Annotated in this window: 13 protein-coding genes; 12 read left to right on the top strand and 1 reads right to left on the bottom strand. The window is 72.3% G+C overall.

All coding sequences use genetic code 11. The annotated features are described in order from the left end of the window. Positions 1 to 23: 23 nt before the first annotated feature. From ACL02O_RS00760 to ACL02O_RS00720, 9 genes are all read left to right on the top strand, one after another. Positions 24 to 1,004, top strand: a complete 981-nt coding sequence (locus ACL02O_RS00760) for an NAD-dependent epimerase/dehydratase family protein (RefSeq protein WP_412815957.1) — start codon at positions 24 to 26, stop codon at positions 1,002 to 1,004. Between the two features lie 74 nt (positions 1,005 to 1,078). Continuing rightward, a complete protein-coding gene (locus ACL02O_RS00755) occupies positions 1,079 to 2,314 on the top strand; it encodes an LCP family protein (RefSeq protein WP_412815956.1) in 1,236 nt (411 codons plus the stop codon). A gap of 207 nt (positions 2,315 to 2,521) precedes the next feature. After that, positions 2,522 to 3,736 carry an LCP family protein gene (locus ACL02O_RS00750; protein WP_412815955.1) on the top strand — a complete coding sequence of 405 codons (1,215 nt, stop codon included), beginning with the start codon at positions 2,522 to 2,524 and terminating at the stop codon, positions 3,734 to 3,736. 390 nt (positions 3,737 to 4,126) lie between these two features. Further along, positions 4,127 to 4,861, top strand: coding sequence for an LCP family protein (locus tag ACL02O_RS00745; protein WP_459560878.1), 735 nt, complete (start codon positions 4,127 to 4,129; stop codon positions 4,859 to 4,861). A 28-nt stretch (positions 4,862 to 4,889) separates the two neighbouring features. After that, a complete protein-coding gene (locus ACL02O_RS00740; RefSeq protein WP_412815954.1) occupies positions 4,890 to 5,225 on the top strand; it encodes a rhodanese-like domain-containing protein in 336 nt (111 codons plus the stop codon). Positions 5,226 to 5,239: 14 nt separating this feature from the next. Then, positions 5,240 to 6,031: a glycerophosphodiester phosphodiesterase gene (locus tag ACL02O_RS00735; RefSeq protein ID WP_412815953.1), complete on the top strand. Its 792-nt coding sequence runs from the start codon at positions 5,240 to 5,242 to the stop codon at positions 6,029 to 6,031. A gap of 61 nt (positions 6,032 to 6,092) precedes the next feature. Continuing rightward, a complete protein-coding gene (locus tag ACL02O_RS00730) occupies positions 6,093 to 7,547 on the top strand; it encodes a sensor histidine kinase (protein WP_412815952.1) in 1,455 nt (484 codons plus the stop codon). A 67-nt stretch (positions 7,548 to 7,614) separates the two neighbouring features. Further along, complete coding sequence (locus ACL02O_RS00725) at positions 7,615 to 8,031, top strand: ATP-binding protein (protein WP_412815985.1); 417 nt, start codon at positions 7,615 to 7,617, stop codon at positions 8,029 to 8,031. A 141-nt stretch (positions 8,032 to 8,172) separates the two neighbouring features. Then, complete coding sequence (locus ACL02O_RS00720) at positions 8,173 to 9,060, top strand: DUF5926 family protein (protein ID WP_412815951.1); 888 nt, start codon at positions 8,173 to 8,175, stop codon at positions 9,058 to 9,060. A 49-nt stretch (positions 9,061 to 9,109) separates the two neighbouring features. Here ACL02O_RS00720 and ACL02O_RS00715 read toward each other — a convergent pair whose 3' ends face one another. Then, entirely contained in the window at positions 9,110 to 10,324 is a 1,215-nt protein-coding gene (locus ACL02O_RS00715; protein WP_412815950.1) for an arginine deiminase, read from the bottom strand. Positions 10,325 to 10,485: 161 nt separating this feature from the next. Between ACL02O_RS00715 and ACL02O_RS00710 the strand changes: the two genes are divergently transcribed. The 3 genes from ACL02O_RS00710 to ACL02O_RS00700 all read left to right on the top strand — a co-directional run bounded on the left by ACL02O_RS00710 (position 10,486) and on the right by ACL02O_RS00700 (position 12,571). Continuing rightward, positions 10,486 to 11,223, top strand: coding sequence for a hypothetical protein (locus ACL02O_RS00710; RefSeq protein WP_412815949.1), 738 nt, complete (start codon positions 10,486 to 10,488; stop codon positions 11,221 to 11,223). A 222-nt stretch (positions 11,224 to 11,445) separates the two neighbouring features. Further along, positions 11,446 to 11,901, top strand: coding sequence for a PAS domain-containing protein (locus tag ACL02O_RS00705; RefSeq protein ID WP_412815948.1), 456 nt, complete (start codon positions 11,446 to 11,448; stop codon positions 11,899 to 11,901). A 133-nt stretch (positions 11,902 to 12,034) separates the two neighbouring features. After that, positions 12,035 to 12,571, top strand: coding sequence for a hypothetical protein (locus ACL02O_RS00700; protein ID WP_412815947.1), 537 nt, complete (start codon positions 12,035 to 12,037; stop codon positions 12,569 to 12,571). Positions 12,572 to 12,580: the final 9 nt, after the last annotated feature.

Raw genomic sequence — 12,580 nt, 5'->3', positions numbered from 1 at the left:
CCCCTTTGAGTAGGCTGGCCAGCATGAAGGTCGCTTCCCGATTCGGCGCCGGACACCGGATTCTCGTCACCGGCGGCGCCGGCTTCGTGCCGTCTCACCTGGTCGACCGGCTCATCGAGCGCGGCTGCACGGTCGTGGTGCTGGACAACTTCGTCACCGGCGCCAAGGAAAACGTGGCCCACCTGCTCGACACGCCGACCTTCACGCTGGTCGAGGCGGACATCGCCGAGGGGCTGCCGACCGACCACCCGGCCCTGGCCGAGCGGTTCGACGCGATCCTGCACATGGCCTCTCCGGCCAGCCCGACCGACTTCGAGAAGCTGCCGGTGGAGATCCTCCGGGTCGGCTCGGTGGCCACCCTGCACCTGCTGGAGCGGGCCACCGCCGACGGCGCCCGGTTCCTGATGGCCTCCACCTCCGAGGCGTACGGGGACCCGAAGGAGCACCCGCAGCGCGAGACGTACTGGGGCAACGTCAACCCGATCGGCATCCGGAGCGTCTACGACGAGGCGAAGCGCTTCTCGGAGGCGGCCACCATGGCGTACCACCGCAGCCGGGGCACCGACACGGCGATCGTCCGGATCTTCAACACGTACGGGCCGCGGATGCGACCGGACGACGGCCGGGCCATCCCGACCTTCATCTCCCAGGCGCTGCGCGGCGAGCCGATCACGGTGCACGGCACCGGCAACCAGACCCGCTCGATCTGCTACGTCGACGACCTGGTCCGGGGCATCCTGCTGCTGCTCGACTCGACCGAGACCGGCCCGATCAACTGCGGCACCGAGCACGAGATGTCGATGCGGCAACTCGCCGAGACGATCGTGTCACTCACCGGAAGCAGCTCCGAGGTGAGCTACATCACCCGCAGCTCGGACGATCCGGAGATGCGCCGCCCCGACCTGACCCTCGCCCGCGAGCTTCTCGGATACGAGCCCGCCGTGGCGCCCGAAGACGGCCTCCGACGCACGATCGAGTACTTCCGCGGGCGGCTAGGGTACTGATCCCGGCTGGAAGGAGGCTGACACCCGGCGCCACCTCAGGGCGGCACTGGCCCGATCGACCTACCCTCGGTTACATGTCAGCGACCATGCCTGCCGGCGCCCCGCTCCCGTACCTGAGTCGCAGCGCGGGCCGCGCCTCGGTTCCCGGGCCCGGCCGGGACAACGCCGGGCGGGTCCGTGCGACCGACACGCGCCGGTACCCGGCGTACGAGGAGCCGCGTTCCGGCGGGCCCGGCGGCCCGGGCGGACCGTCCGGCCCCGGCGGGTCCGGCGGCGCCGGTGGCCCGGGGCGGCGGGGTCCCCGCCCACGTTGGGGCCGGATCGGCCTGGTGGCCGGCGTTGCGGTGCTGGTGCTCGCGCTGCTCGGCGGCGCGGGTGCGTGGCTCTACGCCCGCAACCTCAACAACGACCTGGCCCGGACCGACCCGTTCTCGGAGATCACCGGCGGCCGGCCGGCGAAGACGGTCGACGGGGCGCTGAACATCCTGATGGTGGGCAGCGACTCGCGGGACCCGGACGCACCGGTGGACGGCTCCGGCAAGTGGCGCTCGGACACGATCATCCTCATGCACGTCCCGGCCGACCACAAGGCGGCCTACCTGGTCTCCATCCCGCGCGACCTGTACGTGCCGATCCCGGAGAACGCCGGCGCGACCTGCGACTCCGGCTCCCGCAACAAGATCAACGCGGCGTTCGCGTTCGGTGGCCTGCCGCTCGCGGTGAAGACCGTGGAGTGCTTCACCGACGTCCGGATCGACCACGTCATGGCGATCGACTTCGCCGGGTTCAAGGAGGTCACCGACGCCCTGGGCGGCGTTGACCTGAAGGTGGAGCGGACCGTCACCTCGATCCACAAGCCGTACCGGACGTTCACCAAGGGCGTGAACCACATGAACGGCGCCGAGGCACTGGACTGGGTCCGGCAGCGCAAGCAGTTCCCGGACGGCGACTTCGCCCGGATGCGCCACCAGCAGGAGTTCCTCAAGGCACTGATGGACAAGGCGGCCAGCACCGGCACGCTGACCAACCCGAAGAAGCTGAACAGCTTCCTCAAGGCGGTCACCGCCGCGGTCACCGTGGACAAGGACTTCTCGGTGACCGACATGGCGCTGGAGTTCCGGAACCTGCGCGGCGAGAACCTGACTTTCCTGACCAGTCCTAACCTCGGTGGCCAGGACGTCGACGGCCAGTCGGTGGTGGTCTCCGACCGGGAGAAGGCGCTGGCGATGTACAGGGCCATCGCCTCGGACACGATGGGTGACTGGGTGAAGGCCAACCTGCCGGCGGACGGCACGGGCAACGGCGGCTGAGCGCCCCGGCGCGCAGCCCGACCGGTCGGCGGTCAAGGCCCGCCCCACGGTGGGCCAACCGCCGACCGGTTGCTTTTCCTCGACCGTTCGGTCATACCCCCTGGACGGCCGCCGGGTTAAGCGGTGATGGCCAGCAGATGAGGTCGCCAAGACGGGAACTGATACGTACAGTGGTCCCGCCCCTCCGATCATCGAGCTGGAGCACGCATGCCGGTTCAGACCAGCCATCGCCCCCAGTCGCTGGATCCCGGAGCACCCGGGCGGGTGCCCCCGGTCATTCCGACCCAGCCCGGCCCGGGCGGCGGTCGCGGTCCCGGCGGAAGAAAGAAGCGGACAAAGCAGAAGGATCCGCTCTGGGCCCGCCTCACGCTGATCTTCGGCGCGGTGCTGATGATGACCAGTGGCATCGCGATCGTCGGCAGCAAGGCACTCATCGGTCAGGCCACCAGCGGGATCGCCCAGCGCAACCTGCTCGGCGACGCGGGCAAGTCGGACGCCGAGGGCGGCGCCAGCCTGGATGGCCCGATCGACATGCTGCTGCTCGGCGTCGACGCCCGGGAGCGCTGGGCGGCGGACAACGTCCGCTCCGACACGATCATCATCCTCCACATCCCGGCCAGCCACGACCAGGCGTACCTGATCTCGATCCCCCGGGACACCGAGGCGCAGATCCCACCCGACCCCAAGCACGGCTACAACGGTGGGGTTGACAAGATCAACGCGGCCTTTTACTTCGGTGCGCAGAAGGGTGGCGGCTGGGAGGGCGGCGCCCAGTTGATGGCCAAGACCATCAAGAACATGACCGGGATCAGCTTCGACGGCGCGGCGATCATCAACTTCGGCGGCTTCAAGAACGTCATCGACGCCCTCGGCACCGTGCGGATCTGCGTCAGCCATGAAGTGAAGTCGCACCACATGTCGATGGTCGACGGCAAGCCGATGTGGAACGCGGACGCGAAGAAGACCGGCAAGGCGATGACCCCGGTGGTGCACAAGAAGGGCTGCCGGGAGATGCCGGGCTGGGCGGCGCTCGACTACGCCCGCCAGCGCTACGGCCTGCCGAACGGCGACTACGACCGCCAGCAGAACCAGCAGCAACTGATCAAGGCGATGGCGAAGAAGGCCACCGACAAGGGCGTGCTGACCAACCCGCTCAAGCTGAAGCAGTTGATCGACGCGGCCGGCAAGGCCCTCGTGCTGGACACCGGTAGCGCACCGATCGCCGATTTCATCTTCACCCTCAAGGGCGTGACCGGGAACGATCTGGTCACCCTGCGCACCAACGGGGGCAGCTTCTCCACCGCGGCCAGCGGCCGAGAGATGCTCAACGAGACGAGCCGGCAGATGTTCCACGCGGTCAAGAACGACAAGCTGGCCGACTTCGTGGTGGCGAACCCGGCCGTCCTCTCCACCCGGAAATGACCCTTACCCGGCGGTAGCTGCGGCAAAAGCGGCCACCGCCGGGGCGCCCGGTCCGTAGCCTGACGTGAGACGGACTCACGTACGGCGACGGGGAGGGGTGTCACGTCCAGGGCGGCACGGACCGGACGCGGGCGGGGTCGACCCGCCCGCTGGGCCCGGTTCCTCGTCCGTGCCGGGCTGGTCCTGGTCCTGCTCGCCGCGCTCGGCGTCGCCGGCCTGCACTTTCTCACCAACCGGTACGACCGCACGGTCACCCGGCAGCAACTGCTCGCCGACCCGGCACGCGAGGGACGCACCGACCTGTCGCACCCGCTCAACTACCTGCTCATCGGCTCGGACCACCGGCCCGGCGCGAGCCCGGAGGACGAGCGCTCGGACACCATCCTGATCGTGCACGTGCCGGCCGGCATGCGGCAGGCGTACCTGATCTCGATCCCACGCGATCTGCTCGTCGCCATCCCGGCGGCGCCCGGGTACGGCGGCGGCCAGGACAAGATCAACGCGGCCTACGAGCACGGCGGCGGTGGTGAGGCGGGGGCCCAACTGCTCTCCGCCACGCTCACCCGGCTCACCGGGATCCGGTTCGACGGCGCCGCCCTGGTCGACTTCACCGGGTTCAAGCAGGTCATCGACCTGCTCGGCGGCATCCGGATGTGCGTGGACACCGAGGTGCGCTCGATCCACACCAAGACCCTCTTCACCCCGGGCTGCCAGCAGATGGACGGCGCCCGCACCCTGGACTACGTGCGCCAGCGCTACGACCTGCCCGGCGGCGACTACGACCGGCAACGGCACCAGCAGCAGATGCTCCGCGCGGTGCTCGACAAGGCCGGCGAGGCCCACCTGCGCAACGACCCGGTCAAGCTGGACCGGGTGCTGCGGGCGGTCGGCGGCGCGCTGACCGTGGACACCAACGGCGTACCCCTGGAGGATCTGCTCCTCGCGCTGCGGTCGCTGCCCGCGGACGCCCTTCAGGGGGTACGGGTGCCTTCGCACCCGCAGACCATCGGCGAGGTCTCGTACGTGGTGCTGGACAACGACGCCGGTGGTCTCTTCGACGCGCTCCGCGACACCCGGATGCCGGCCTGGGCCGGGGCCAATCCCCGCTGGGTCAACCGACTGTGACCGGGACGGCCGGCTAGGCTTGGTAGCCGTGTTCGGACCCCAGGTTCCCAGCGTGCCCGCGTCGGCCGTGCCCGACGACACCTACCTGCTCGACGTCCGGGAGGACGACGAGTGGGCGGCCGGCCACGCGCCGGCCGCTCACCACCTGCCGATAACCGAGCTGCCAGCCCGGATCGCCGAGGTGCCCGACGACCGCGAGGTGGCGGTGATCTGCCGCTCCGGTGGACGCTCCGCGCAGGTCGTCGGCTACCTCATGCGCAACGGCTGGGACCAGGTGCGCAACGTCGAGGGTGGGATGGGCGACTGGGCCGCCGCCGGCCGGCCCGTGGTCACCGACGACGGGCAGCCGGGCCGGGTCGCCTGAGACGCGCCGGCGGCATGACCACCCCCCTGGTCTTCGCGCACCGCGGCTCCTCGCACGACCTGCCGGAGCACACCCTCGCCGCGTACCTGCGCGCCCTCGACGAGGGTGCCGACGGGCTGGAGTGCGATGTCCGGCTCACCCGCGACGGGCACCTGGTCTGCGTGCACGACCGCCGGCTGGACCGGACCAGCAACGGTCACGGGCTGGTCAGCGCGCGCACCCTCGCCGAGCTTGAGGCGCTGGACTTCGGTTCCTGGCATCCGGGGGTGCCGGCCGTCGACGGGGACGAACAGCTCGACGAGTCGCACACCCGGCTGCTCACCCTGGAGCGGCTGCTCGACGCCGTGCTGGCCGCCGGCCGGCCGGTCCGGCTGCTGATCGAGACCAAGCACCCCTCGCGGTACGGCCGGGACGTGGAACGCCGGCTGGTCGCCCTGCTGCGCGGTTACGGGCTGGCCGATCCGACGCCGGACGACCCGGTCCAGGTGACCGTGATGTCCTTCTCCCCGCTCGCCCTACGCCGGATCCGCGAGCTCGCGCCCGGCCTGCCCACGGTGCTGCTGCTGGAGGTGCTGCCGCGCTGGCTGCGGCTGGGTCGGCTGCCGTTCGGCACCCGGATCGCCGGACCGGGGATCGGCCTGGTCCGGGCCCGGCCGCAGCTCCTGCCCGCGCTGCGGGCCGCCGGCAACCAGGTCTACGTCTGGACGGTGAACGATCCGGTGGACCTGGAACTGGTGCTGGCCGCCGGGGTGGACGGCGTGATCACCGACCGACCCGCCCGGACCCTGACCCGGTTGGGCCGTTGAGCCCCGTCCGCCGGCCCGGCCGGGGGTGTCCCCGGACCGGTCGGCGCGGCACACTCGGGACATGCCGGAGCGAACCGACTTCAGCGCCCTCATCGCCGGCCACACCGACGTGATCGCCATGATCAACGCTGGTGAGTCCGGCCTCTCCGTGCTGACCCAGCTGCTCCGGGTGGTGCAGCCGGCCGTCGGCGCGGCCGGCCTGGTCTGGGTGGAGTTGGCGCCCGCTGGCGGGCGGGTGATCGCCGCGACCGGCAGCGCCGAGTTCGTCGTCGGGCGGCCGCTGCCGGCCACCGACCCGGCCACCGTCTGCCTGCTCGCCGGCCCCCCGGTACGCGAGGTCCGGGTGGACGCCATCCCGGGCACGCTCGCCGTGGAGGTGGCCGGGCGGGGGCTGTGCCGGATGATCGTCGCGCGTGCCGAGATCGGCGGCCTGACCGTGGGCAGCCTGCACGCCCTCTACCCGGAGGGGGAGCCGCTCGACGCCTCCCAGCGCGCCGTCGTCGGGTACGTCGCCGCCTGCATCGGCCACATGTACGGCGACCAGACCGGCCTGCCGGTGCACGGCGACGGCCCGGTGGTGGCGGCGCTCGCCGACGGCCTGGCGGTGGTGGACCGGGAGCACCACGTACGGCTCTGGAACCCGGCCGCGGTCCAGGTGACCGGCAGGCCGGCCGACGAGGCGCTGAACCGCCCGCTGCCGTTTCCGCTCCCCCCGCCCGGCCGGGTGCTGGACCACCAGCTGCTGGACGGCCGCTGGCTGCGGATCACCGCCGGGGAGCTGCCCGGCCCCGGCGGGCTGCGGGTGGTCACCTTCCGGGACATCACCGACCAGCAGCGCCGTGAGCACGGCCAGGACCTGTTCGTCGCGGTCACCAGCCACGAGCTGCGCACCCCGGTCACCGTGATCAAGGGGTACGCGGACACCCTCACCGACCACTGGGAGTCGCTCAGCGACGACGACCGGCGGCAGGCCGCGATGATCATCGGACAGCGCGCCAACGAGCTCGCCCGACTGGTCGACCGGCTGCTCACCGCGGCCACCGAGCACCGGCCCGGCGGCGAGCCGGCCGCCCCGTTCGACCTCGGCGACGCGCTGCGGACCGCGGTGACCGAACTGCCGGCGGACGTCCGGCACCGGATCGTCCTCGATCTCCCCGACGACCTGCCCAAGGCGCTGGGTGACCGGCACAGCCCCGCCATCGTGCTCACCGAACTGAGCACCAACGCCGGGAAGTATTCGCTGCCGGACACCCCGATCGAGATCACCGCAGAGGCGAACGAGCGGACCGTCTCCTTCCGGGTCGCCGACCGGGGCATCGGCATCCGCCCGGAGCACGTGGAACGGGCGTTCGACCGGTTCTGGCAGGGCGAGTCCGGCGATCGCCGGCGCTACCCGGGGGCGGGGCTGGGTCTCTATCTCGTCCGCCAGATCGTTGAACAGCAGAATGGATGGGTATCCCTCCGGCCGAGGACCGGTGGGGGTACGGTCGCAGAGGTGCGGCTGCCGCGGGGTTGACCTGGGGGCGGCGCAGGGGGCGGAAGGAACGACGGTGTCGACGGGTTCGGCCGAACGATCGTGGTGCGTGGTGGTGCCCCACCACGCGACCGGAGCGCGCCTCGCCCGGCACCGGCTCGCCGACGAGCTGACCGACGTCGTACCCCCGGTGCTGCTGGCGGACCTGGTCGCGGTCCTCGCCGAGCTGGTCGGAAACGCCGTGCGCCACGCGGACCCGCTGCCCGGCGGCGTGGTCCGGGTGGCCTGGCGGCTGCGGTCCGGCATCGACGGGCAGACCGTCCAGCTCCGGGTGACGGACGGCGGGTCGGCCTCGGGCCCGCTGATGCGGCCGTCGGACCCCGACTCGATCGACGGGCGCGGGCTGCACATCGTCGCCGGCCTGGCCAGCCGCTGGGGGGTCGAGCGGGACGGTCTCGGCCAGAGCGTCTGGGCAGAGTTCGAGCCGACCGGCTCGGCCCGCCAGGACCTGGTCGTGGCGGGTTGACCGTCGTCCGGAGGCGGGTCAACCCCACCCGGATCCGGCCCGGCATCTAGGCTGTCTCGCCATGAGCGAGCGCAGCGAGCGAATCATCAGGCTCTGTCCGGTGGAGCCTCGTGCGGGCGCCGAGCGGAGGGAGATGACCGCATGAGCAAGCGTCGGAAGAGCCAGCGGGCCGCCGAAGCAGCCACCCCGAAGCGGGAGAAGGTGCGTGACGTCTTCGTACCTCGACCGTTCGAGGGCCTGGTCGACGAGCCGGAGTGGATCGCCCTGCGTGAACTGGTCCCGGCCGCCTCCGCGCCGCTGCGGCTGACTCCGGAGCTGGTCGAGGAGTACGGCGACCGGCCGGTCACCCTGGCCACCGTGCTGCCGACGGCCGCCCCGGCGATGACCAAGCCGGACGGGCGGGTCTTCATCGGCCTCCAGCGCCACCAGCAGTCCGGCGACGTCTCCCGGGACCTGGCCGACGCGCTGCTCTGCGCCCTGCGCACCGAGCCGGGTGGCCAGGTGTCCGTGCCGCCGCTGCCCGGCCCGGGCCCCCGCCTCCAGGACGTCCTGGTGGACGGGCCGCTGGAGATCACCATGCACGACGGCTTCGAGTTCTGGTTGGACCCGGGCGCCGCCGACGACCCGACCGTGCAGGCATCCCTGGAGCGGGCGAACGCCGCGGTCTACCCGACCGTCAAGCTGGCGGCGGCCCGCGCCGCGTACTGGTGCCAGGTGCCGGAGAAGGCGCACGTGCGCTGGGTGCTCCCCGACGACGAGGACGTGGCGCTGGACGCGCTGTCCCGGCTCAGCGTGGCCGGCACGCTGACCCTCGGCGAGCGGACCCGCTTCGCCGGCATGTTCCGGGCGCACGGGCGCCTGGTACCGGTCTGGGACCTGCCCGAGGGCGTCCCGGCCACCGACTGGGAGGAGCCGGTGACCGGGTTCGCCAAGCGGTACGCCGAGGCGCTGGAGGAGAAGGAGCCGCTGGACGCCGCCGGGCGCCGGGCGCGACAGGGTCTGCTCGGCCGCCAGCTCACCCTGCGCTGAGCTGATCTTCCGCCCGACGGGTCCCGGCTCCGGCCGGGGCCCGTCGTCGTCACCGGCTCAGCGGCTCGCGGACCAGCGGGCAGGACATGCAGCGCGGGCCGCCCCGGCCGGAGCCCAGCTCCGAGCCGGCGATCGGGATCACCTCGATACCGGCCCGTTCCAGCTGGGCGTTGGTCTCCACGTTGCGCTCGTAGCCGACGCAGAGCCGGGGCGCCAGGGCGAGGGTGTTGTTGCCGTCGTCCCACTGCTCCCGCTCGGCGGTGACCGGGTCGAGGCCGGTGTCGATCACCCGGAGCTGGTCCAGGTCCATCGCGTCGGCGGCGGCGCGTAGGAACGGTGCCGGCCCGTCCACCCGGGGCTCGTCGCCGTCCGCCCCGGCGATGACCGTGTACGCCGACAGCGAGCTGGCGATGTTCGGATACATCAGCACCGCGTCCACGTCGACCATCGTGCAGACGGTGTCCAGGTGCATGGTGGCCCGCTCCTGGGCGATCGGCACCACCAGGATGGTGTGCGCCAGGCCGGCGGCGAACACCTGCCGGGCGAGTCGTTCCGCGCCGGCCGGGGTGGTTCGCTCACCCACCCCGACGGCGAGCACGCCCGGTGCGAGCAGCAGCACGTCGCCGCCCTCCAGGTGCTCCAGCTCAGGGTGGTAGACGAACTCGGTGCCGGCGAAGCGCGGGTGGTGCCGGTAGATGGCGTCGGTGAGGCTGGTCTCCCGCCGCCGGGCGGTCATGGCCAGGCTGGTCACCCCGACCCGGTCCCCGATCCATAGCGAGGAGTCCCGGGTGAAGAGCAGGTTCGGCAGCGGGTCGATGACGAAGTCGTGCCGGTCCATCAGGGTCCAGACCAGACCGCCCGGCCGGTCCCGGCCGATCCGCAGCTCCTCGTGGGCCAGCCCGGCGACGAGAACGTCGGCGAGGGCGGCCGGGTCCAGGTAGGCGAGGTGGTCGGTGACCCGCCGGCGCAGCGTGTCGCCCAGCCGGGGCGAGCGGAGCACCAACTCGGTCAGCTCGGCCCGGGCGTCCGGCACGGCGAGCGTCTCGGCCAGCAGGGCGGCGAGGTACAGCACCTCCACCCCGCGTTCGCGCAGCGCGGCGGCGAAGGCGTCATGCTCCTCCTGTGCCCTGCCCACCCATGGGATAGCGTCGAAGAGCAACGAGTCGTTGTTGCGTGGGGTGAGGCGGGCGAGTTCCGGCCCGGGGCGGTGCAGCAGCACGGTGCCGAGCCGACCGACCTCGCTGTCCACGTAGTGGGTCACCATCGCAGCGTAGGACAGGCCTCCGCACCATCCGGGAAAAAGAAGTGTGAATGAATATGGCATTCATCCGCACTCATTCCGGCGCTCCAACTTGCCGAGCACCGGGGTAGGCAACGTAGGGTAGTGGAGACATAACTTCGAGAGACCTTTTGCCGGAGGTCGCGATGACTGTCTTTCCCGCCCGTCGAGCCGTACCCACCCGGGCACTGCCGCCCGCAGCCATGCCCCACCCCCGGGTGGAGTCCACCCCGATCCTCGAACCGGCCCGGCCGACCCCGCTCGAGTGGGCCCGTCGCCGCCGGGCCGAGCGGGGCGCCCGCCGACTGGAGGCGGCCGGGGCCCGCGCCCTCGGCCAGCTCGACCACCTCGGGCCGGCGTGGCACGTCATCGAGTGGCCCCGTACGGACGTCGTGGACGTCCTCCTCGACAACGGTCAGGACGAGCGGGCCGGATTCCTCGCCATCGGACCGAGCGGTCTCTTCGCCGTCACCATCGCCGACCACGGCCGCGCCCGGGTGCTCGTCGCCGGCGACGTCGTGCAGATCAACGGCAAGCGTCCCCCCTATGTGGCCGAGGCCCGCCGGGACGCCAAGCGGGCGAGCAAGGCCCTGTCCGACGCGGTGGGCCTGCCGATCCCGGTCAGCCCGGTGCTGACCTTCGTCGGATCCGGCGTCATCAGCGTGTACGGCCTGCCGAAGGACTGCCTGATGGCCACCCACCGCGAGCTGGACCGCCTGCTCGTCGCTGGCGGCAACCGGATCAGCCCGGCGACCGCCGAGAAGCTCTCCCGGGTCGCCCAGGCCCCCTCCACCTGGCTCAACGGCACGTACCGTCATGCGGCCGACTACCGGTGGTACGACGAAGGCCGAACGGCCGCTGACAAGCGGGCCGCCCGGCGGTAACGTCTCCGGCGACGCCACGCGGTCCGCGGGTCCGCCCCCGGTGGTTCTGCCGGCCGCGCCGTCGTCGGCCGCCCGACGCCGGGCACTCATCCCACCGACATCCGTCCCCGGTCCCGCCGACGCCCCGGGCACCCGAGCAACGCCGGTGGACCGAACGCGGACGGGCGGTCGTCGTGATGACCGGCTAGCGTGGACAGACCGTCGGTGTACATAGGAGGCGCGGTGGCCCACGTCGAACTCTCGCTCTCGGAAGTTTTCCCCGCGACGGCGGGGACCTCGGCCGAGCAGGAGTCCGACAACTTCGGCCAGTGGTCGGGGATCGTCTCCCGGGCCGCCGAGCCATGCCTGCTGATCGACGGCGACACCACCGTGGTGGCGATCTCCGCGGCGGGCTGCGAGCTGCTCTTCCTGGGCGCACCGGAGGACGTGGTCGGGCGGCCGCTGCTGGAGGGCGGGCTGCGCCTCGTCGACTTCACCGCCCAGCCCAGCGAGCTGACCGAGCAGGAGTCCGACAAGATCCCACCGCTGCTCGCGCTGCACTCCGGCCGGCTCGCCCGAGGGCTGCTCCGGGTTCAGGAGCCGGGCGACGGTGCCGGGACCACGGTGGACGCCATCTCCACCCCGGTGCTCGCCGAGGGCGAGGTCGCCGGGTCGCTCACCTTCTTCTCCCGGGTCTGACCGGCGACTCCCGGCCGGCCGCGGCGATGACTGGATCGGCGCGGGCCGGGCACCGGATCCGCCCGTGACCTTCACCCGACCGGGCGATCCTCCTACGATGGGCTCGACCAGTCAGCCGTAACGGCGTACGTCGATGCCCCAGGATCGGACCGTGTCACCCACCCCACCCCGCCCTGTCACCCACCGCCGGAGCCTTCCGGCGGCACTGGTCGCCCTGCTGGCCCTCGCCGGCTGCGGAGCTCCGCCCGAGCTACGACAGGTGGCCACCCCGGTCGTCGCCCCGTCGGCCGTCCCCACCCCCACGCCGAGCGCGACGCCGGCCGCCCCCACCACGCCCGCCGCGCCCGCCCAGAGCCCTTCCGATCCCGCCGCCAAGCCCTGCGCGTCCGGCCCCACCGGTGACCGGGTGGTGTTGCTGCTGCGTGGCCGGGCCCGGGTGCTGCCCCGCGACGTACGGGTCACCGTCCGGTCCGGGCCGCTCTGCGCCGAGGACTGGCAGTACACCGTGCTGACGGTGAGCGGGCACGAGGAACTCCAGGTGGTCACCCGGGGCAAGCCCACCGACCTGGAGCTGGTGACCGCGGGGACGGACGTCTGCTCCGTCGAGGTACGCGCTGCCGGGCCGCCCGGCATCCGGGCTCTGGCCTGCGACGCCGTCCCCGGTGCGTAGGCTGGGCGC

Source organism: Micromonospora mangrovicola, assembly GCF_047200535.1.
Taxonomy (GTDB): domain Bacteria; phylum Actinomycetota; class Actinomycetes; order Mycobacteriales; family Micromonosporaceae; genus Micromonospora.
The sequence above is the reverse complement of the archived record's forward strand: the minus strand, read 5'-3'. Positions and strand labels throughout refer to the sequence as shown.